Genomic DNA, 20,752 nt, shown 5'->3' with positions numbered 1-20,752 from the left:
ACGACGCGCGGCCCCGGAAGCCTGGGGCCGCGCGTCGTCGTACGCCGGGTGAAAACGCGGTAGCCCGGCGGGAGCGGCTCAGTGAGTGTCGCCCAGTGGATGCGGCTCGGTGGATGCCGCTCAGTGGAAGAAGTGCCGCGCCCCCGTGAGGTACATGGTCACGCCCGCGGCCTGGGCCGCCTCGATGACCTCCTCGTCACGGATGGAACCGCCCGGCTGCACCACGGCGCGCACGCCCGCGTCCAGGAGCACCTGCAACCCGTCCGCGAACGGGAAGAACGCGTCCGACGCCGCGACCGCACCGCGGGCACGTTCGGCGTGATCCTCGGCGAGCGTGTTCGCCCGCTCCACGGACAGGCGGCACGAGTCCACGCGGTTGACCTGGCCCATGCCGATGCCCACCGAGGCGCCGTCGTTCGCGAGCAGGATCGCGTTGGACTTCACGGCTCGCAGGGAACGCCATGCGAACTCGAGGTCCGCCAGGGTCTTCTCGTCCGCGGCGTCACCCGAGACCAGGGTCCAGTCGGCAGGGTCGTCGCCCTCGGCGTCGAGGCGGTCGGCCTGCTGGAACAGTGCGCCGCCGGAGATCCCGCGGTACTCCAAGGGATCGCGGCCGAAGCCCTCGGGCAGCGCGAGCAGGCGGATGTTCTTCTTGGCCCCGAGGATCTCGAGCGCCTCCGGCTCGAACTCGGGGGCCACGACCACCTCAGTGAAGATGGGCTTGAGGTTGCGGGCCATGTCCGCCGTGACCGTGCGGTTGGCCGCCACGACACCGCCGTACGCGGAGAGCGGGTCGCACGCGTGGGCCTTGAGGTGGGCGTCCGCAATGGGGTCCTGCGCGCCGGGGGTGGCCACGGCCACGCCGCACGGGTTGTTGTGCTTGACCACGGCCACGGCGGGCTCGTCGTAGTCGAATGCGGCGCGGACGGCGGCGTCCGCATCCACGTAGTTGTTGTAGGACATCGCCTTGCCGTGCAACTGCTCGGCCTGCGCGATCCCGGGCGCCGCGGCGTCGTTCGTGTAGAGCGCGGCCTTCTGGTGCGGGTTCTCGCCGTAGCGCAGGGACTCCGCGCGCTGCAGCGCGAGACCCGCGTACGGGGGCCAGAAGTTCGCCTCGGGGTCGTGGTCGAACTGCTGGGCGGTCCACGTGGCCACGGCGGTGTCGTAGGCCGCGGTGTGGGCGAACGCCGCCGCCGCGAGCTTCTGCCGGGCCGCGAGGTCGTAACCGCCCTCCTGGGCCGCGCGCACCACGTCTGGGTAACCGGCAGGATCCACGACCACGGAGACCGCGGCGTGGTTCTTGGCGGCCGCGCGCACCATGGACGGACCACCGATGTCGATCTGCTCCACCACGGCGTCCTGCTCCGCACCCGAGCGCACGGTGTCCTGGAACGGGTAGAGGTTCACGATCACCAGGTCGAACGGCTCGATCTCGAGCTCGGTGAGCTGATCCATGTGTTCCTGCTTGCGCCGGTCCGCGAGGATTCCCGAGTGCACGCGCGGGTGCAGGGTCTTGACCCGCCCGTCCAGGCACTCCTGGAACCCGGTGACCTCGGAGACCTCGGTCACGGGGACCCCCGCGCCGCGGATGGTCCCGGCGGTGGAACCGGTCGAGACGATGCTCACGCCGGCGTCGTGGAGCCCTCGCGCGAGCTCCTCCAGACCGGTCTTGTCGTACACGGAGATCAGTGCGCGCTTGAGCGGCACACGGTTCAGGTCGGCAGTGTTCACGAGCTCTCCAGTGGGGACGAGGGTACGGACGGTAGGCGGGCCGGAGCCCGGTTCAGTCTACGACCGGGGCAGATCGGGGTCGGTGCTCGTGACGTCCCAGCTCAGTTTCGCCAGCGCGTTGACGAGCAGGGTGCGCTCGGCGGATTTGATCCGCTCGTGCAGCACGGCCTCGGTATCGTCCTCGGCCACGGGGACCGCGACCTGGGCCAGGATGGGTCCGGCGTCCACGTCCGCGACAACCTCGTGCACCGTGGCGCCCGTGACCTTCACGCCGTAGGCCAGGGCGTCCCGCACGGCATGGGCACCGGGGAAGGACGGCAACAAGGACGGGTGCGTGTTGATGATCCGGCGCGGGAACACGGACACGAACTCCGCGTCCACGATCCGCATGAACCCGGCGAACACCACGCGGTCGGGGTGGTAGGACGCCACGCGTCGTTGCAGCGCACGGTTCCACTGCTCCCGGTCCGGGTACTCGGACAGCGGCACCACGAAGGTGTCGATGCCCGCGGCGCGCGCCCGGTCCAGACCGGCGCACTCCAGGTCCGCACCCACGGCGGCGATATCCACCTCCACGTCCCCCTGGTGCAGGGCGTCGATCATCGCCTGCAAATTCGTACCGGAGCCCGAGACCAGAACCACTAAACGCATGGGCCCACTCTATCCAGCGAGGCTGCCTCGATGGCGCCGCGGCGGTGCCGCACCCGCGGCGCTGCTCGGTTCGTCGGCTCGCCTACAGTGGTGGGTATGCACGATTCCCGCCACCGGAGCACGCCGCCCCACGCCACGCACTCGATGGGTTCGACCTCCGGCGGCACCCCTTCCGGGGGTTCCCACTCAGGGGGACCGCACTCCGACGGCCCGCAGCAGGGAGGCCCGCACGCCGGCGACCCGCGCGGTGAGAAGCCCTCACCTCGCGGCCCCCAGTCCGGGGACCCCTCCGACGGCGACGGCGCTCGGCTCCGGTTCGCCGCGGTGGCCGCGGCCCTCGCGGTGCTCGCCTCCGCACTCGTGGTGGGTGACGTGTGGTCCACCGTGGCGGGGCTCGCGCTCGCCATCGCCGGGATCGTGCTGGGCATCATCGCGCTCGCTCGTTCCCGCGGTTCGTCCTCACGGGTCCTGATCACGGTGCTCGCGGTGTTGGCCATCGTGTGGGGTGTGATCAATGCGCTGGGCGGTGGCACCCGATTGCTCGTGTGGCCGGCCACCCAGGTCTACCAGGAATGCACCGATCGGGCCCTCACGCTGTCCTCGACCAGCCGGTGCGAGCAACAGCTCAACGACAACATGTGGAAGCATTTCTCGGGTGCGCCCCTCGAGACGGGTGCGCCGCAGGACGATCCGACGGCCACCGCCACGCCTGAGGCCTCCCTTGTCACGCCCACGCCGAGCGCCTCGAACCCTGCCCCTTCGGGGAGTGCTACACCGGGAGCGACCTCGCCGACCTCCGCCGGTCCCGGGTCCTGAGACGCCCGTTCCCAGCGAGTCCATTGCTATCGAGAGCGGTTCGTCATCGGCCCAGTCCCATGTCCTGGGACGCCCGAGCCCGTCGGCGCCAGGAGCGGTTCATCGTCGTCTCAGTCCCGCTCGTCGTCGAGGGCGGCCAGCCGCGCGGCCTTGCGCTTCTCGGACCTGCGCTGCGCACGACGACGCTTGGCCTCCTCACGGCGGGACAGTCCCGGTTCGTCTGCCGATCGTCCCACGGCCGTGGACCCGCCGCGGGGCTGGGACTCCCGCTCGGGCTCGGCGGCAGCGCGCGACGCGCGGCCCCGGAACAGACCCCGGACACCCCGAGCCGTGACCTCGCCGTCCGGGACGGCCGCCCCGGATCCAGGACGGCCACCGGGTGCCGTGCGAGCATCCTGCCCGGCGCCGGGGCCGGAAGCCGAGCGGGAACTGTGCACGGCGCCAGCGGCGGGCAGGGCGTGGTGGTGGGCCACAGCGGCGTCGTCCTCCGGGGCCGGGGAATCCGGCACGGGGAGCTCGTCCGCCTCGGCGCGGGAGCGGGAACGGTAGCCCTCGCGTTCGAGCCAGGGCCCGGCCAGGCACCCCACGGTGGCGCCCACCGCGAGTTCGGCACCGAGCCACAGGAACACGTGCCACGCGTGCGGGCCGATGTCCGTGAGCCTGCCGATGCCCAGCGAACCGCTGGAGAGCCACGCGAGCGCGGTCACGAGGCCCGCCCCCACCGCAGCCATGAACACCGCCGTGAGCACGGTGGAGAGCACGAACGTGATCCAGCGCAGAGGCAGGCGGATGGCCATCCAGTCGTCCAGGTGGTTCTCACCCTCGCGGCAGAACCACCACCCCGCGAGCAGACCCGCGAGCACGGGCAACCCCAGGACCGCAGGGGCGTACAGCCACGGGTCACCGGTGGGCAGCGCGGCAAGCGCCGGGAACTGCGGCAGCGGTCCCAGCGTGCTCTGGAACGGCGACACCAGGGTCCCGGTGCCCAGCGAGAAGCCGGCACCGGTGGCCCACGTGAGCGCCCACACGACCATGTTGGGCAGGTACCCGAACTGCAGTGCCGTCAGGGCGGTGTCCCCCGCAGCGCCAGTACCGAGGTCCTGGTAGACCGTGATCACGCGGTCCCAGTTCCACGCGAGCGCCACCACGAACAACAGGGCACCGGCCGCCACAGCGGTGACCGCGGCGAGGAAACCGGCGCGGATCACGGCCCACACGTAGGAACCGGCCCAGCGTGAGTGCTGGCTCGTGCGCTGCAACCAGGACGCGACGTCGGCCCCGAGCACCGCGGCGAGCGAGCGCGAAGCGCTCCACCCGCCCACGAGGGTGCCCAACCCGGCCGGGACCAGGGGCAACAGGGCGGCCGCCACGAGGTCCACCGAGACTTGTTCGGTGCGGCTGAGCCAGCCCACGAGGGCCCCGAAGAGCGCGTACGCGAGCATCCCGGCGAAGAACGGGATCAGGAACTGACCGCGCCAGCACGCCCGGGCGATCCGGCGGCCCGCGATCACCGCGAGGCCGAACGGGATCAGCGTGAGCCCTAGAGGCACGAGCGTGACCGTCCCGCCACCGTCCAGCGACAGGCCCTGGATGGCTTGGATCGTGAGGGGCACGCAGTGCGCGAGCAACCAGACCTGACCGGCGAGCTGCAGGCTCCCGCCCGCGCCCAGGGTTGCGAAGCCCCCCGCAGCCCATACCGCACCCAGGAGCACGGTGCCCAGCAACAGGCCCACCACGGCCACCGCGAGCAGCTCGATCACGCCCTGCAGCGCGAGCGGCATGGGCAGTCCCGGGGAGTCGTCCGGTTCGGGGCGGGGCACGTCGGCGGCGCGCACGGGGGACGAACCGTGCGACGTGAAGCGGTCGCGTACGCCCGAGACCACGCCGGGCAGTGAGGGAAGTTTCATCACCGAACATCTTTTCACGTTCACCCGCGCACCACGGGCAGCGAAGTTAGCCCGGACTTCACCTGCGGGCCACCCCCGGGTGACTCCCCCGTGAGGCGCCGGGCCCACAGTGGGAACCGTGAGAATTGCATTGGTGGCCGAACAGTTCCTCCCCCACGTCAACGGTGTCACTCATTCGGTGATCCGCGTCCTGGAACACCTGCGGGATCACGGACACGAGGCCATGGTGATCGCCCCCTCCTACGAGAAGACCCTGTTCCTGGGCTCGGTGGACCACGTGGACGGCGTACGGATCGAGCGCATCCCGTCTCTGCCGCTCGCGGGCTATCCCGAGGTCCGCGTGGCGAGCTGCACCGTGAGTCGCATGCAGCGCATCCTGGCCCGCTTCGCGCCGGACGTGGTGCACGTGGCGTCCCCGTTCGTGCTCGGGTGGCAGGCCATCCAGGCCGCCAAGGGTTTGGGTCTGCCGTGCGTGGCCGTGTACCAGACGGACGTGCCCGGTTACGCCGCACGCTACGGTGCATCCGTGCTGGAGACCGCCATGTGGTCCCACGTGCGTGCGATGCACAACAGTGCGACCCTCACGCTCGCTCCCTCCACGGCGTCGATCAGCCAACTCCACGAGCACGGCGTCCAGCGGGTGCACATGTGGCGCCGCGGCGTGGACACGAGCCGGTTCCGTCCCGCACTGCGCGATCACGCGTGGCGCGAGCGCGTGGGCGGCGGCAAGCGACTCGTGGGATACGTGGGGCGGTTGGCCCCCGAGAAGCAGGTCGCGGACCTCGCCGCGATCGACGCCCTGCCGGACACCCGGCTCGTGATCATCGGTTCCGGCCCCGGGAAGGAGTCGCTGCGCTCGGTATTGCCCAACGCGCACTTCGAGGGCTTCCTCACGGGCACCGAACTCGCCACGGCCATGGCGTCGCTGGACGTGTTCGTGCACCCCGGTGAGCACGAGACGTTCTGCCAGACCATCCAGGAAGCCATGGCCTCCGGGGTCCCAGTGGTGGCCGTGGGCCGCGGCGGCCCCCTGGACCTCGTGGACTCCTCGCGTAACGGGTGGCTCTACGCCCCGGGTGACCTGGCCGGGTTGCGCGAGCGCGTCCGAGACCTCGCGGGCGACGACGCCAAACGCCTCGCCTTCGCGCGCACCGCCCACCAGTGCGTGCAGGAGCGCACGTGGGGTGCCGTGTGCGAGCAGTTGCTGGGCCACTACGAGCGCGCTCGCACGGTCACCTCCCGGATGCGCGGTACGCGCGGGGCCGGCCTGCGCACCCCGTGAGAAACGCCGCCGGGTGCCAGATGTTACTCAACAGAAGCTTGATTAAGTTTTGATGACATTCTCGGTCCGCGCCTGGCTGGTCCCCCGAATCCACGGATAGGCTCGAAGCAGCTTCACGAGATGCGCCCGCGCAACGACAAGGACGTCACCGCGCGCCCAGAGCTCCAACTCGGCGTACGCCAACCCTCGGTTCAGGGGTGGATTGGATGACGAAGCGGCCGGGGCCACACGTGTGGTTCCGGCAAGCGACCGGAAAAATCAGAGGCCCGACATCATGAACACGACAACCCAGAAATCCCACCCCGACACCCGCGAACAGTGGGTGGACGTCACCGTTCAGGCGGACCCCGCCCGGCACGTGGTGTCCATCACGGGATCGGACGGTCACGAGCACGAGTACTTCGCGGACGACGCCCGTGAGGTCGCACTCGCCGCACAGCACACACGGGGGCGCGGCCAGTGGTGCGCCAAGTACAGCAGACTCCTGGTCCCCGGAGCGTCCCGGGTGACCGGCGGGGTGTCCTTCTACAAGCTGGAGCCCTTGCCCGCGTAGTCCTCACGAGCACGGTCCCCGCGACCGCGAACTCCACGATCGGGTGTGGCCCGGGTCTGGACGGACCCGGGCCACACCCATGTTCTCAGCCTGCTCGGTTCTTGGCGGCCGTGCTCACCGGGCGGTCGCGTCCCGGTCCTGGGCGATCAGCTCGGCGGCGCGTTCACCGATCATGAAGACCGTGATCTTCGGGTTCACCGTCACGAGCTCGGACATCACCGAGGCGTCTGCCACGCGCAATCCGCTCACGCCCTTGACGATCGCATCCAGCAGGAACGCCGTGCGCCCGGTGATGAGCACGTACAGCATGAGCCCGATCGCCAGGATGATGCTCTGCTCGGAAAGCCGCCGGATGCCCTTGTCCACGCCCAAGACGCACGAAGCCACCGCCATGAAGACCCCCAGGGCGGTCAGTGCCGACGGCACCGCCAGGTTTTCGGGGACGCCGAACAGGTAGCGCAGTCCGAAGTTCAACTGGACCACCCCGATCCCCAGGGACGCGGCCACCCCAAGGATGGTCCCCAGCAGCGCCGCGGTGTCCACGGCGTCGCCGGCGGCACCGTGGATCCGGCACCCGATCAGGGGTAGAGAGCGGAGCGGATGCTCAGCGGCATGCCGAAGCCGTAGGCGAAGTAGCCGAAGGCCATGCCCATCAGGGCGTACATGGCCCACCCCGTGAACAGGTTGAACTGGGGTTTCGCGTGGTCCGGGCCCATCTTGATCGTGCCGTGCCTGCTGTCCGCGACCAGGATCACGAGAGCGGCCGGGAGGATGTAGAACCACCCCAGCCGGGAGGCGACCCACGCGACCACGCCGCCGATCACGGCGTCGGCGTGCTCGGGTGCCTCCGTGGCCCAGGCGGACAGCGAGACAAGCAGGGTTGCCGCGGCCACGAAGACCCGCCAGTAGACGGGCAACCGGGGTGGCGCAGAGCGAGGGGCCCGGACGGGGCGGGCGGATCCGCGACGGGCGACGAGCCCGGGCGTGGGTGACGGATGGACGAGGAATCGTGTGTGGTCACGTCGGGGATGCGGGTCGGACGTCGGACGACCCGGGGTTGAGGCGCCTTACTACCAGCCGTTAGTCATGGCACGCCACCTCACTGTAGGGGAGGGCCGCGCAGCAGCCGAATGCAGCCGCGCGGCCCCACGAGCACACCCCCCGTTCGCCCGGGGCGGCACTGTCAGCCCAGCAGCTTGGCCACGAGGGCGCTCGCGAACTCCTCGGAGACGTCCCCGTAGTTCAGGGAGAAGTCCTCGTCCACGAGCGTGGGCAGCAGCCCCGAGCACAGCACCGTGGCGCGCGCGTACAGCCCCGGCAGGGCGGCACCGATGGGCACGGAGAGCAACCGCAGCTCGGGATCGTAGCTGACCAACGCCGTGCCGGTGTCCCGCGCCGCGAGGTGCTTGCCGAGCCCCGAGGACACGGGACGGGCGTGACCCGAGACCACGTCCTCCGCGGTGCGGTAGGCGTAGCGCGTCTTGTGGTGGTGGTTGATCCGGTACAGCCCCGCCTGGTTGCGGTCGTCCGTGGCCTCCCACGTGGCGTCCGCGGGCACGAAGCGTTCCGCGACCCCGTTGTACTGCATCTCCTTCAGGGGCAGCCCGGCGACGACCGAGGACAACGGGGGCAGGGTGTCGAGCATGACGGGCCCGGCGTCGTAGACCACGTCGCACAGCCCCTCGGGCAGCAGCTTGCTCAGCGCGTCGAGGTCCACATCCTGGAGCATGGTGGTCGCATGGTCCTCCGGGGACAGCACCACGACCTCACCACCCTGGGCCCCGACCGCCTGCGTCACGGCGTCCTCTTGGTCGGTCTTCCACCCGCCCGTGAGCAGGATGGAGCCGTCCACGAGCTGGGTCAAAGCCGGGGAGCACACCTGCCAGCGGCGCACCGTCCAGTTCTCGTCCCGGATCACCTCCAGGAAACCGAGGGCCTGCAGGTGACCCACGAACCATTCCTCGAAGCGCTCGGAGTCCTCGAGCTGGCGCGCCACGATGGACAGGCTCGACCGCTTGCCGCCACCCAAGAACGTGAGGATGTCCTTGAACGGCGCCCAGGACCCCGGGTACTCGCCCTCGTCCGGGCCGATGAACTGCAGTGCCTCGACCGAACCCGTCTGGCCCACCGCCGAAAGCTTGGTGAGCCGGCCGGGGTAGCGCTTGGTAAGCCCGCAGAACTTGCAGCGCCCGAACACCCACGGCGCCTTGGCCTTGGGATCCATGGGGGGCAGGATCACTTTGTGCTTGCCCGTGACCATGCAGGACACGTCCGGGGCCTCGGGCAGCTCGTTGCTGCGCTCGGGGAACATCTGCCCCTCGGCGGACTCCCACCCGGCGACCTCGGGCACGGGGACCTCGTCCACGGTGGCCTCGTGGGGGTCCATGTTGTCGAACGACCCCTGGACGTACTCGTCCGGGATCTCGTCCCGCGTCACCGCGGTGACGGGCCACAACGGTTCCTCCGCGACGTGGACCATCTCACCGTCGTAGCCCAGGGAGCGTTGAGTGATGTAGTAGGAACTGTCCCGCACGCGGAACTCGAGGCGCTGCTTCACGGTGCGCCCGGAACGCAGCACTAACGTGTAGTCGTTGGGCTTGAGGTGGCCGTCCTCGCGGGCCAGATCGGTCCCGCCCAGGCTCACCTGGAACGGTGGCACCCGGGGTGCGGTGAGCTTGGTGCTCATGAGCTTGAACGAGTGCGGGTTGCGCCACTCGCACTCCACGGACAGGGGGTCGTCGCTGTCGGACGTGACGGTCAACTGCGGGGGCCGCAGGGCCGAGAACCGGTCCACGTCCCCGGGGATCCGCAGCCCGCCGGACAGGGTGATTGCGGGGACCAGGCGGGGTACCAGGGCCGAGAAGTTGTCGTTGACGGTCAGCGCGGGGTCACCGGCACGCAGCACCTGGACGTCGTCGAACAGCACCCAGCCCTCGCAGACCCCGTTCTCCCCCGGGCCCACCACGCGGTAGTCGGGAGAGGCCGAGTCGTCCAGGATCGCGCGGATCTGATCCACCCATTCAGGTTGATTGCGCACCATGATCCGGCACGGCCACGCCGCGGGGACGTGGTCCACGGAGATGAACGTGTCCGAGTACGCGTCCTTGGCGAAGACCACCACGGGCCGCGGATTACGCGTGAGGGTGAGCTCCCCCGCGGTGATCTGCAGCTGCCCGGACAGCAGCGTGTCACTCGTCATGCGGGCGTTGTACGCGGAGATCCCCAGGAACGCGTCCCCGATGTAGGACAGGAACATGGTGCGCGGGCCGACCGTGGTCGCGAGATCCACCTCGCGACCGGGCACCAGCCGCTTGGGCACCACGAAACCGAGTTCGTAGATGGGGTTGCCCACGTAGTCCGTGCCGTCCGTGAGGGACAACCCGGGGCTGCGCGAGCCCAGGTGCCGCGTGCCGCGGGCGGCGACCGCGGCGTCGTCGTCCGGGGCGGACTCCCACGCGTCCAACTGGGCGAGCGCGACCTGCAACGCGGGATCGCGCGTGAGGGGGTTGGTCCAGATGCTGCGCAGGCTCTTGGACACATCGGTGTCCGCGATGTCGAGCCAGAAGTCGATGTAGATCCCAAGCTCCGCCGCGCTCATCCCCTGCGCCGTGGTCAGCTCGAGGTCCTCGAACATCTGGTGCAGATGCCGCAGCTCGGACGGGCCGAACAGGGTCTGGGACAGCGCGAGGCCCACGGGACGGTGGTTCACGGCGTACGCGGACGGCAACCCGAGTTGGCCGTCGAAGGCCTCGAGCCAATAGCGCAGCGCGTCCCAGTAGGTCTCGGAGTCCTTGCGCACCGAGGTCTCGAGCGCCTTGACGTTGTCCTGGCCCGCTTGCAGCAACACCGCGAGCGGCAGGTAGAACGTGGACACGGATTTCTTGCCCGTGCGCGCCGCGAGCGCGGACATGTGCCGCCCGGCCAGGGCGAACAGGGCCAACAGCGCCACGATGGGCGGCGGGCCGATCCTGGTGAGGTCCTCGAGCTGGCGCCGGGACGTCCGGTACCACGCCTCGGTGAGCTTGTTGAACGCGTCGAACACGGACCGGCGGGAGCCGTCCGTCACGAGCAGCGGCGTCACGGAGTCGGCGAGCGCACGCAGCGTGGCCGGGCCGTCCAGGCCGAATTCCGAGCCGATCTGTTCGAGCATCTTCTCGTCCAGGTCCAGGTGGACCAGTTCCCCGGCCCTCCTGGGGCCGAAGAATGCCCGCGCCACGGCGTCGTTCCAGCGCAGGTACTCGACTTCCCGGGGTCCGGATGCCATTGCGTGGTCCCCCGTGTGGAAACCGGCAGCGTCAGCCACAAATCCTCCGTCTGCGCCGTGCGGCGCGCTCGAAACACGACAATCCCTGTCGATTATAAGTTCCCGCCCGTCGGCGGTTCACTGCCCGATCCCACCGCGCCCCCGGTTTGCACGACGACGACGCTGCCCCGGCCCTCGCCCGCCGGCGCCCGGCCGTGTCCGCACCGGGCGGTACGGTAGGGGCCATGGATGGTGCTGCGCAGTTCACGGACGCCCGCGGTCCGGGTGCCGCCCCGGACTGGCGCAGCGAACTCTCCCGGATCGTGCCCGGCACGAGTCCCGACAGGGTCGTGGCGGACCCGGAATCCGGACCCACCGTGGCCCTCGAACTGGACCTGGCCCGGGTGCAGAACCGCACCCCGAAAGCGTGGCAGGAATCACCCCGGGAGACCCCGCTGAGTCTCACGGCCCGTCCGGTGCTGCGCGGACAGCGCCACGGGTGGGTGCACACCGGCATCGACTGGGGCAACCTGGCCTCCCACGCCCGCTCCGGGCACCTGAGCGCGGAGCAATTGGACTGGTTCGAGGAGCTGCGAGCGCTCTCCGAGTCGCACCGCGGCAGTTACGCTGCGGACCGGCACCAGCTGCACATGGAGCGCTACACCTCTCCCCTGTTGTGGCCCATCCTGGGGCGCGCCCGGGGGCTCGGGATCCCGCTCGTCTCCAAGGGCACGGGAGCACCCGTGATCGTGGATCGCGACGGCCGGTTCGAGGTGCGCGTGGATCCCGGCGAGCACGGCGAGCTCGCCCTGCACCCCCAGCTCATCGTGGGCGAGAACGAGATCCCCCTGCGCTGGACCCGGATCATCGGCCAGCCAGGTCACGGCCTGTTCTACCCGGACGCGACCCCCGCGGCCCTGGACACCGCGGAGGACCTCAACCAGTTCCCGTTGCACCTGGTCGCCCTGGGCACCCGCCTCAATCAGCAGCAGCGCTCGTTCCTGGACCGCGCCGAATCCCTCACGGTCCCGCAGGACGGTGTGGAGGAGTTCTTCGACACCTACTTCCCCCGGTTGCACCAGAGCATGCACGTGATCGCGGGCGAGGACTCCCTGGTGCTGCCCCAGGTCGCGGATCCGCAGTTCGTGCTCACCATCCACCATGACGACCTCACCGAGCGCGTGGAGTGGGAGTGGGAGTACCAGAAGGGTCGCGAACGGATCCGGCTGCCCTTCCGCCCCCTGGACCCTCTCGGGGACGAACCCGTGGCCCGCGAGTCCCGGTGGGAGTCCTCCATGGTCCAGGCCGTGCACCGCCGGATCCCCGAGTTGGACTTCAAACGCAGTTCGTACGCGGCGCAGGACGCCCTGACCCTGTTGCGGGTGTGGTTGCCGCTGCTGCGCAAGATCCCCGACCTGCGCATCGTGGAGACCGGCGGGAGTCCCGCCTACCGCGAGGTCACCGAACCCACCGAGATCACGGTGTCCACCGCGCCCACCGAACACCACGACTGGTTCGGCCTGGGTGTCACCATCAGGGTCGGTGAGCACTACCTCCCGTTCTCCCAGATCTTTCAAGCGCTCGACCGCGGTCAGGACGTGATGCTGCTGCCGGACGGTTCCTACTTCTCCCTGGACCGCCCCGAGTTCACGCGGCTGCGCACGCTCATCGCCGAGGCCCGCACCCTGCAGGAGGACAAGGACGCGCCGCTCGCGTTGAACCGCTACCAGGCGAGCCTGTGGGAGCAGTTTGAGGACCTCGCCACGGACACCCGCCAGGCCGAGCAGTGGCGCGAGGGCGTGCGCGCACTGACCCACCTGCACGAGGTCCCCTCTCCCCCGGTCCCCGAGGCCCTACAGGCCAACCTGCGCCCCTACCAGTACGAGGGCTTCCGGTGGCTGAGCTTCCTGTGGGACCACGGACTGGGCGGGATCCTCGCGGACGACATGGGCCTGGGCAAGACTGTGCAAGCCATTGCCGCGATCCTGCGCGCCACGGACCGGGATCCGCAGCTGCCACCCCACCTGGTGATCGCACCCACCTCCGTGGTGGCCAACTGGTCCGCCGAGCTGCGCCGCTTCGCGCCCTCCTTGGACATCACCGTGCTCAACCACACCAAAGACTCCGTGGCCGACGCCGCCGCGCATTCCCATGTGGTGCTCACGTCCTATGCCCTGCTGCGTCTGGACGCGGAGGCCTACCGCTCGGTCGGGTGGACCGGGGTGATCATGGACGAGGCCCAGTTCGTCAAGAACCCCCGGACCAAGGCCTACCGCGCCGTGAAGAACCTGCGGGCACGCACGCGTCTCGCGATCACCGGCACCCCCATGGAGAACAGTCTTTCCGAACTGTGGTCGTTGCTCTCGCTCACCGCCCCCGGGCTGTTCCCGTCCAAGAAACGTTTCACCGAGCACTACCAGCGTCCCATCGAACGCGCCATGGACTCGGACGCCCTGGCCCGGCTGCGGGCCCGGATGCGCCCGTTCATGCTGCGCCGCACCAAGGCGGACGTGGACCTGCAGCTGCCACCCAAGCTCGAGCACGTCCTGCCCGTGGGCTTGAACCCCGAACACCGCAGTGCGTACGACCGCCGGCTGCAGCGTGAGCGCGCCAAGATCCTGGGCCTGCTGCGCAACTTCGACAAGAACCGGTTCACGATCTTCCAGTCGCTGACCACCCTGCGGATGTTGGCGCTGGACCCCGTCCTGGTGGACCCGGAGTCCAAGGCGCCATCCTCAAAACTGGACGTCCTCTTCGACCAGCTGCCCCAGCTCGTCCAGGAAGGCCACCGCCCGCTCGTGTTCAGCCAGTTCACGAGTTTCCTCAAGATCGTGGCCCAGCGCCTCGACGACGCCGGGATCGCCTACAGCTACCTCGACGGCAGCACGCGGGACCGCGCGGGGGCGCTCGAGAAGTTCCGCAGCGGCCGCGCTCCCGTGTTCCTGGTGAGCCTCAAGGCCGGCGGTTTCGGCATCAACCTCACCGAGGCCGACTACTGCTACCTCCTGGACCCGTGGTGGAATCCTGCGGCGGAGAACCAGGCCGTGGACCGCACCCACCGGATCGGGCAGACCAAGAAGGTCATGGTCTACCGCATGGTCGCGCAGGGCACGATCGAGGAGAAGGTCATGGACCTCAAGGCCCGCAAGGCGGACCTGTTCGGGGCCGTGCTCGACGATGAACGGTTCTTCTCCGCCACGCTCGACGCCGAGGACATCCGCGCGCTGGTTGGTGTCTGAGCGAACCCCGGGGTCCGTTGAGTGCCCTGCACGGTCCCGATCACGCCGACGGTCGAGCTCGGGCGCACGCGGGAACACCGCGCGGGGTCCTTTCCGTGGAAGTCACACTCCCCCCGACCTGTCGACCCGGCACGGTCAGCGGGTTAGCGTGAGCACAGATCACGCCGGCCCCGGCGCACCCGCACCGCGTGCGCGGACCCCTGACCCGATCCGTGGGTGTTGCGTGATCACGGTGTTGGGAGGCACTCGAGCATGTCACACAGCAGGACGCCGCACGGCCACGGTCCGAGTACCGAGGTGGCACTGCGGCGCGCCGGGATCGGTGTTGTGCTGGCCCGGGTTGCCTCCGCCGTCCCCGATCCGCCGGTCTGTCCATGGTCCCGGCTGGAGTCCGTCCTCACCGGGGCCATCGCCGGGATGCTCTGGAACGACTTCCTCATGGTCGAGTACGACCCACCGGAGGGCACCCCGGACGTTCCCGCCGCGTGGGTGCGCACGGGACCCCGCGGGGTGCAGTGCGCCCTGCAGCGCGTTGCGGGCCGTTCCGCGGCCGCCACCCACGGACCCGCCGAGTTCACCGGGCCGTGGTGTCCCGCGGAGCGGCTGAGGTCGTGGGGGTGGGACGATCCCACCGCCCCCGGACGGCCGTGGACGTGCGGACCGTGCCTGCCGCGGGCGGCCGCGCGCAGCGTCCTCGCCGGCATGCGCAGTCACCGGGCGTGCGGGGACCCGTACGAGTTCCACTGGGGCGTGGGGTCGCTCCCCGCCCCGGAGATCACCGCGAGCCGCCTGCTCGCGCTACCCTCGGCAACTACGAGTTCTCCGACGCCGTGGGCGCCTACGTGGTCGCCGCCCTCGTGAGTCTCGTGCTGGGCGCGACCGGGCTGTTCGGCAAACTCCTGGCCGCCGTACCCCAACCCATCACCGCGGGGGTGCTCGCGGGGGTCCTGTTGCCGTTCGCGATGCGGGTGGCACCGGCCGTCGCCTAGCGTCCCGGCACGCTGAGCGGCCCACGGGCTGGATGGTTCCGCGGGCTGACTGGCTCCGCGGTCGATGGCGGCAGAGCGTATTGCGGCGCAGACAGCGTTCGGCGCGGGTTCAGGTGCGAGCCAGGCGCGAGGCGGGATCCACGGCCGACGGCGCGCGGGGTGCTTCGGAACCCCGAAACCACCGCCGGTGACCCGCGCGTAAAGTACGGGTACATGCCCGAGCACCACAGCGCTTCCTCCACCGTTCCCGAGTCACCGGAACCCACTGCCGCCCAGATCCGCAGGTGGCGTCACTACCTCGCGGACGAACTCGCCGAGGCCGCCACGTACGAACACCTGGCCCGCCACAGCTCGGGCCGCCATGCCGAGATCTTGCAGAGCGTGGCCGAGGCGGAGGGCCGCCACGCCGAACACTGGCGTCGTCTGCTCGGACCCCACGCCGATCGTCCGGCGAGACCCGCCCTGCAAGCGCAACTGCTCATGTTCTTGGCCAAGCACGTGGGATCCGTCTTCGTCCTGGCGCTGCTGCAGCGCGCCGAGTCCCGCTCCCCGTACCGCGAGGACCCGGATGCCACGGCCGCCATGGCGGCGGACGAGGCCGTCCACGAGGAGATCATCCGCGCACTCGCAACCGATGGCCGCACGCGGTTGTCCGGCAACTTCCGGGCCGCCGTGTTCGGCGCCAACGACGGCCTGGTGTCCAACCTGGCCCTGGTGATGGGCGTGGGCGCCACGGGCACGTCCAGCTCCCTGGTGCTGTTCTCGGGCATCGCCGGACTGCTCGCGGGTGCCCTGTCCATGGGAGCGGGCGAATACGTCTCCGTGCGATCCCAGCGGGAACTGCTGGACGCCTCCCAACCCACCCAGGTGACCCTGCGCGTGGCGCCGGCGTTGGACCTGAACGCCAACGAGCTCACATTGATCTACCGGGCCCGGGGCATGAGCGAGAAGGCTGCAGAGCACCGGGCGGCCGAGCGACTCGGACACTTCGACTGCGACTGCGATCCATCGCTGTCGTTCCAAGACGAGAAGGCGCGTCGTGTGCTCAACACGGAACCGGGCGAGGAGCTTCCCGCCACGGACGACAACCAGGCCCTGGGCACCGATCTGGGGGCGGCGGCGTCGAGCTTCTGCTTCTTCGCGTCCGGGGCGATCATCCCGATCCTGCCCTACCTCTTCGGCCTGGGCGGCGGAGTGGCCATGGCCGTGGGAATGGCGCTCGTGGGCATCGCATTGTTGATCACGGGCGGTTTCGTGGGGCTGCTCTCCGGCGCCTCCCCGTTCAGGCGGGGACTGCGGCAGCTCGGGATCGGGTACGGGGCCGCGATCGCCACCTACCTTCTGGGGTTTGCATTTAACACGACGGTCTCGTGAGTACCGAACGGCGAATATTCTCCGTAGGCAGAAGTGTGATTTGTACGACATAAAAGTGGTGCGTGTTCACAATCAGGAGGCATTTCTTGTCCCCTCTATCGCCCACAAGTGCAGTGAGTATTGTTGAGATATTCGCTCATTAGCATTTGTTAACCTTCGCTCACTAGGCGAAAAACCCTGTTATTGCAGGCCAGAGCGGCTTTAAGGGATCAGTTTCCGGCTGATTTACACGCATAAATCAGTGGGTCGATTGGTGCGAACCACACTCCATGAAACTTCACCAGCTCCGAGTCATCTGAGAAATTCCGATATTCTGGGGGCGTGGTTCTACGAACCACCGCAACGGGAGACTTCGCACAGGGAAATCGCCACACATGCACTGGGGGGTGCTCTGTGGCTGATGCTGTGCGTCGGTAGCCGCTCAGCCCACGGCTTGATCCCGTTGAGGCGTTATCGCCTGCCGGTGGCTGCGGGTTCTCTCGCAGAGGCGCACCTCTCCCCGCGCCGGACGGGCTCCTACCGTCCGCTCCCGCGGCCACCGGTCGTTAACGCCCCTTCCGAGATCCGGACCGTCCCGCGCGCTGTGTAGCCCGGGGCGATAAGATCGTCTGCGGTCCCCGGACGGATGACATCCCGTGCTCCGGGGCCGCTCCGTTCCCCGTTCCGCGATCCCAGGAGTATCCCCTCATGTCGGCCCAGCAGCCCACGTCCGATGAACACGTCCTGACCGTCCACTGCCCCGAGGCCTACGGTCTCGTCAGCGCCGTGGCGTCGAACCTCACGGAGCAGGGTTGCGACATCTTCGACGTCAAGCATTTCTCGGACCGGCACAACGACGAATTCTTCATCCGCTGCCACACCATGAGCGAACCGGGCACCGTGACCACTGAGTCCCTGATCGAGGGGTTCCGCCCGGTGGCCGAGAAGCACGACATACGTTTCCGTCTGGTGGACGCCCGGCACAAAACCCGTGTGCTCGTCATGGTCTCCAAGATCTCGCACTGCCTCGTGAACCTGCTCCACCGAGCGCGCGTGGGCTCGCTGCCCATCGAGATCGTGGGTGTGGTGTCCAATCACACGGACCTGCAACCCCTCGTGGATTTCTACGGTGTGCCGTTCCACCACGTGCCCGTCACCCGGCACACCAAGCCGCAGGCCGAGGCGCAACTGCTCGAGATCGCCGCGTCCTACGACACCGAACTCGTGGTGCTGGCCCGCTACATGCAGATCCTCTCGGACGAGCTCACGCAACAGCTCGCGGGTCGGTGCATCAACATCCACCACTCGTTCCTGCCCTCCTTCAAGGGCGCCAAGCCGTACCACCAGGCCTACGAGCGCGGGGTCAAGATGGTCGGGGCCACCGCCCACTATGTCACCCCGGACCTGGACGAGGGTCCGATCATCGCGCAGCGCGTGATCCCGGTGGATCACGCGCACACCCCGGAGGACCTCGTGGCGGTGGGTTCCGAGGCGGAGACCCAGGCCCTGTCCCGCGCCGTGAAGTGGCACGCGGAGGGTCGCGTGGTGATCTCCGGCAATCGGACCATCGTCCTGGCCTGAGTCACGGTCCGCATCGCGCGCCCGCATCCCGTCCGGCCGGCGCTCGACTCGCACCACGACGAACCGCGCCGCTGTCCCTCACCGGCTGACACTCGCGTCCGAACGGCGCCACGACGAACGACGCCGCTCCTCCACCGAGGTGGGCGAGCGGCGTCGTCGTGGATGCACCGGCGGCGAAGCGCCGGGAGGGGCTTACTTGCCCTCGAAGATCTCCCGCATGAGCTGCGCGGTCTCCGACGGGGTCTTGCCCACCTTCACACCGGCGGCCTCGAGGGCCTCCTTCTTGGCTTGGGCCGTGCCCGAGGAACCAGAGACGATGGCGCCGGCGTGGCCCATGGTCTTGCCCTCGGGAGCGGTGAAGCCCGCGACGTAGCCCACCACGGGCTTGGTTACGTTCGCCTTGATGAACTCCGCGGCGCGCTCCTCGGCGTCGCCGCCGATCTCACCGATCATCACGATGGCCTCGGTCTCGGGGTCCGCCTCGAAGGCCTCGAGGGCGTCGATGTGCGTGGTGCCGATGACCGGGTCACCGCCGATGCCGATGGCCGTGGTGAAGCCCAGGTCCCGCAGTTCGTACATCATCTGGTAGGTCAGCGTGCCGGACTTGGAGACCAGGCCCAGCTTGCCCTTGCCCGTGATGTTCGCGGGGGTGATCCCCAGCAGCGACTCCTCGGGGGAGATGATGCCCGGGCAATTAGGGCCGATGATCCGGGTCTTTGGCTTGCCGTCCGCGCCGGTGTTCGCCTTGGCGTGCGCCCAGAACTCGGCGGAGTCCTGCACGGGGATACCCTCTGTGATGACCACCACGAGCGGGATCTCGGCGTCGATGGCCTCGATCACGGCGTCCTTACAGAAGGCCGGCGGTACGAACACGATCGACGCGTTCGCCCCGGTCTCCTGCACGGCCTCGCTCACGCTGGCGAACACGGGCAGTTCGACGGCGTTGCCGTCCTTGTCCTGGTGGTTCACCGTGGTGCCCGCCTTACGGGCGTTGACACCGCCGAGCACGTTCGTGCCGGCAGCGAGCATGCGCGCGGTGTGCTTGGTGCCCTCGCCGCCGGTGATGCCCTGAACGATGACCTTGGAGTCCTTGTTCAAAAAGATCGACATGTCTTCTTCCTGATAGCTGTTCGCGTGGGCGATTACTTGGCGGAGTGGGCCAGCTCGGCCGCCTTGTCGGCGCCGGAGTCCATGGTGTCCGCGGAGGTGACCAGCGGGTGGTTGGCCTCGCGCAGGATCTGGCGGCCCTCCTCCACGTTGTTGCCGTCCAGACGCACCACGATGGGCTTGGTGGCGGAGTCACCGAGGATGTCCAGCGCCTTCACGATGCCGTTGGCAACGGCGTCGCACGCGGTGATGCCACCGAAGACGTTGACGAACACGGACTCGACCTGCGGGTCATTGAGAATCACGTCCAGACCGGCGGCCATGACCTCGGCGGACGCGCCGCCTCCGATGTCCAGGAAGTTGGCGGGCTTCACGTTGCCGTGCTTCTCACCGGCGTAGGCCACGACGTCCAGGGTGGACATCACGAGACCGGCACCGTTGCCGATGATGCCCACCTCGCCGTCGAGTTTGACGTAGTTGAGGTCGTTCTCCTTGGCCTTCTCCTCGAGGGGGTCCGCGGAGGACTTGTCCGCGAGCGCCGCGTGGTCCTCGTGGCGGAACTCGGCGTTGTCGTCCAGGGAGACCTTGCCGTCCAGGGCGAGGATCTCGCCGTCGCCGGTCTTGACCAGCGGGTTGACCTCCACCAGGGTGGCGTCCTCCTTGGTGTAGACCTCACCGAGCTTGACGAGCACGGGGACGACCTTCTCGGCGGTCTCGGCGTCGAACTTGGCCTGCTCCACGATCTCGCGGGCCTTGGCCTCGGTGATGCCCTCCGCGGGGTTGACGTCCACGCGGGCCAGGGCGTCCGGGCGCTCCACGGCGAGCTGCTCGATCTCCATGCCCCCCTCGACCGAGCACATGGCCAGGTAGGAGCGGTTGGCGCGGTCCAACAGGACGGAGAAGTAGTATTCCTCGGCGATGTCCGCGCCCTGCGCGATCATCACGCGGTGCACGGTGTGGCCCTTGATGTCCATTCCCAGAATCTGCTGGGCGTACTCGTAGGCCTCGTCGGCGGACTTCGCGACCTTCACACCGCCGGCCTTGCCGCGGCCGCCCACCTTGACCTGTGCCTTGACGACGGTGACCCCGCCGATCTTCTCTGCTGCTGCCTTGGCTTCTTCTGGGGTAGTGGCGACGATGCCGGCCAGCACGGGAACGCCGTGCTTCTCGAACAGGTCGCGTGCCTGGTACTCAAACAGGTCCACGGATAAGTGTCCTTCTGCGTCGAGGTGTGTCGTTCCGCACCGGGAACCCCCGGTTGGAGCGACCTGATGTGGGGGGATGAAGCGCAGCACTGCGC

The 20,752-nt window shown here is 69.1% G+C and carries 16 protein-coding genes and 1 riboswitch; of the genes, 8 read left to right on the top strand and 8 right to left on the bottom strand.

What is annotated here, in order from left to right:
• Positions 1-120: 120 nt before the first annotated feature.
• Positions 121-1,731 carry a bifunctional phosphoribosylaminoimidazolecarboxamide formyltransferase/IMP cyclohydrolase gene (gene purH / locus RF646_RS08420; protein WP_144931204.1) on the bottom strand — a complete coding sequence of 537 codons (1,611 nt, stop codon included), beginning with the start codon at positions 1,729-1,731 and terminating at the stop codon, positions 121-123.
• A gap of 57 nt (positions 1,732-1,788) precedes the next feature.
• Positions 1,789-2,382: a phosphoribosylglycinamide formyltransferase gene (gene purN / locus RF646_RS08415; RefSeq protein ID WP_085107030.1), complete on the bottom strand. Its 594-nt coding sequence runs from the start codon at positions 2,380-2,382 to the stop codon at positions 1,789-1,791.
• A 96-nt stretch (positions 2,383-2,478) separates the two neighbouring features.
• On the opposite strand from purN, the gene RF646_RS08410 reads away from it, so the two are divergent.
• The gene (locus RF646_RS08410) at positions 2,479-3,198 is read left to right on the top strand and encodes a DUF308 domain-containing protein (RefSeq protein WP_368835715.1); all 720 of its coding nucleotides are present in this window, start codon (positions 2,479-2,481) and stop codon (positions 3,196-3,198) included.
• Positions 3,199-3,308: 110 nt separating this feature from the next.
• Here the strand turns inward: RF646_RS08410 and RF646_RS08405 are convergent, their stop codons facing one another.
• Positions 3,309-5,105: a DUF6350 family protein gene (locus tag RF646_RS08405; RefSeq protein WP_368835714.1), complete on the bottom strand. Its 1,797-nt coding sequence runs from the start codon at positions 5,103-5,105 to the stop codon at positions 3,309-3,311.
• A gap of 118 nt (positions 5,106-5,223) precedes the next feature.
• Here RF646_RS08405 and RF646_RS08400 point away from each other — a divergent pair, with 118 nt between their 5' ends.
• Together RF646_RS08400 and RF646_RS08395 are read left to right on the top strand one after the other, a co-directional pair.
• A complete protein-coding gene (locus RF646_RS08400) occupies positions 5,224-6,387 on the top strand; it encodes a glycosyltransferase family 4 protein (protein WP_368835713.1) in 1,164 nt (387 codons plus the stop codon).
• Positions 6,388-6,498: 111 nt separating this feature from the next.
• Positions 6,499-6,641: riboswitch (SAM riboswitch) on the top strand.
• A 20-nt stretch (positions 6,642-6,661) separates the two neighbouring features.
• Positions 6,662-6,940 (top strand): hypothetical protein, encoded by a 279-nt coding sequence (locus tag RF646_RS08395; protein ID WP_035963768.1) that lies wholly within the window; start codon positions 6,662-6,664, stop codon positions 6,938-6,940.
• 114 nt (positions 6,941-7,054) lie between these two features.
• Here the strand turns inward: RF646_RS08395 and RF646_RS08390 are convergent, their stop codons facing one another.
• The 3 genes from RF646_RS08390 to RF646_RS08380 all read right to left on the bottom strand — a co-directional run bounded on the left by RF646_RS08390 (position 7,055) and on the right by RF646_RS08380 (position 11,204).
• On the bottom strand, positions 7,055-7,483 hold the full coding sequence (locus tag RF646_RS08390; RefSeq protein WP_240918941.1) for a BCCT family transporter: 429 nt from the start codon (positions 7,481-7,483) through the stop codon (positions 7,055-7,057).
• Positions 7,484-7,518: 35 nt separating this feature from the next.
• Complete coding sequence (locus RF646_RS08385) at positions 7,519-7,833, bottom strand: BCCT family transporter (protein WP_167543738.1); 315 nt, start codon at positions 7,831-7,833, stop codon at positions 7,519-7,521.
• 290 nt (positions 7,834-8,123) lie between these two features.
• Positions 8,124-11,204, bottom strand: a complete 3,081-nt coding sequence (locus tag RF646_RS08380) for a hypothetical protein (protein ID WP_368835712.1) — start codon at positions 11,202-11,204, stop codon at positions 8,124-8,126.
• 224 nt (positions 11,205-11,428) lie between these two features.
• Here RF646_RS08380 and RF646_RS08375 point away from each other — a divergent pair, with 224 nt between their 5' ends.
• The 5 genes from RF646_RS08375 to purU all read left to right on the top strand — a co-directional run bounded on the left by RF646_RS08375 (position 11,429) and on the right by purU (position 18,345).
• Positions 11,429-14,422 carry a DEAD/DEAH box helicase gene (locus RF646_RS08375; RefSeq protein ID WP_368835711.1) on the top strand — a complete coding sequence of 998 codons (2,994 nt, stop codon included), beginning with the start codon at positions 11,429-11,431 and terminating at the stop codon, positions 14,420-14,422.
• 252 nt (positions 14,423-14,674) lie between these two features.
• Positions 14,675-15,283: a hypothetical protein gene (locus RF646_RS08370; protein WP_241247206.1), complete on the top strand. Its 609-nt coding sequence runs from the start codon at positions 14,675-14,677 to the stop codon at positions 15,281-15,283.
• Entirely contained in the window at positions 15,253-15,411 is a 159-nt protein-coding gene (locus RF646_RS08365; RefSeq protein WP_368835710.1) for a benzoate/H(+) symporter BenE family transporter, read from the top strand. Before RF646_RS08370 ends, RF646_RS08365 begins: the two co-directional genes overlap by 31 nt.
• Before the next feature lie 213 nt (positions 15,412-15,624).
• Complete coding sequence (locus RF646_RS08360; protein WP_368835709.1) at positions 15,625-16,785, top strand: VIT1/CCC1 transporter family protein; 1,161 nt, start codon at positions 15,625-15,627, stop codon at positions 16,783-16,785.
• Between the two features lie 687 nt (positions 16,786-17,472).
• Positions 17,473-18,345 (top strand): formyltetrahydrofolate deformylase, encoded by an 873-nt coding sequence (gene purU / locus RF646_RS08355; RefSeq protein WP_368835708.1) that lies wholly within the window; start codon positions 17,473-17,475, stop codon positions 18,343-18,345.
• 192 nt (positions 18,346-18,537) lie between these two features.
• Here purU and sucD read toward each other — a convergent pair whose 3' ends face one another.
• Both sucD and sucC read right to left on the bottom strand, forming a co-directional pair.
• Positions 18,538-19,455, bottom strand: coding sequence for a succinate--CoA ligase subunit alpha (gene sucD, locus RF646_RS08350; protein WP_368835707.1), 918 nt, complete (start codon positions 19,453-19,455; stop codon positions 18,538-18,540).
• Between the two features lie 32 nt (positions 19,456-19,487).
• Positions 19,488-20,657 carry an ADP-forming succinate--CoA ligase subunit beta gene (sucC, locus tag RF646_RS08345; RefSeq protein WP_085107038.1) on the bottom strand — a complete coding sequence of 390 codons (1,170 nt, stop codon included), beginning with the start codon at positions 20,655-20,657 and terminating at the stop codon, positions 19,488-19,490.
• Between the last annotated feature and the right edge of the window lie 95 nt (positions 20,658-20,752).

It is taken from the genome of Kocuria sp. CPCC 205261, assembly GCF_040981025.1.
GTDB classification, from domain to species: domain Bacteria; phylum Actinomycetota; class Actinomycetes; order Actinomycetales; family Micrococcaceae; genus Kocuria; species Kocuria marina.
Note: the sequence above shows the minus strand (reverse complement) of the source record. Positions and strands in the feature narration are given on the sequence as shown.

What these genes read in the sequence shown, in the direction of transcription:
- purN (WP_085107030.1), bottom strand. Translation starts at nt 2,382, where the DNA reads ATGCGTTTAGTGGTTCTGGTCTCGGGCTCCGGTACGAATTTGCAGGCG.
- RF646_RS08410 (WP_368835715.1), top strand. Translation starts at nt 2,479, where the DNA reads ATGCACGATTCCCGCCACCGGAGCACGCCGCCCCACGCCACGCACTCG.
- RF646_RS08405 (WP_368835714.1), bottom strand. Translation starts at nt 5,105, where the DNA reads ATGAAACTTCCCTCACTGCCCGGCGTGGTCTCGGGCGTACGCGACCGC.
- RF646_RS08395 (WP_035963768.1), top strand. Translation starts at nt 6,662, where the DNA reads ATGAACACGACAACCCAGAAATCCCACCCCGACACCCGCGAACAGTGG.
- RF646_RS08380 (WP_368835712.1), bottom strand. Translation starts at nt 11,204, where the DNA reads ATGGCATCCGGACCCCGGGAAGTCGAGTACCTGCGCTGGAACGACGCC.
- RF646_RS08375 (WP_368835711.1), top strand. Translation starts at nt 11,429, where the DNA reads ATGGATGGTGCTGCGCAGTTCACGGACGCCCGCGGTCCGGGTGCCGCC.
- RF646_RS08370 (WP_241247206.1), top strand. Translation starts at nt 14,675, where the DNA reads ATGTCACACAGCAGGACGCCGCACGGCCACGGTCCGAGTACCGAGGTG.
- RF646_RS08360 (WP_368835709.1), top strand. Translation starts at nt 15,625, where the DNA reads ATGCCCGAGCACCACAGCGCTTCCTCCACCGTTCCCGAGTCACCGGAA.
- purU (WP_368835708.1), top strand. Translation starts at nt 17,473, where the DNA reads ATGTCGGCCCAGCAGCCCACGTCCGATGAACACGTCCTGACCGTCCAC.
- sucD (WP_368835707.1), bottom strand. Translation starts at nt 19,455, where the DNA reads ATGTCGATCTTTTTGAACAAGGACTCCAAGGTCATCGTTCAGGGCATC.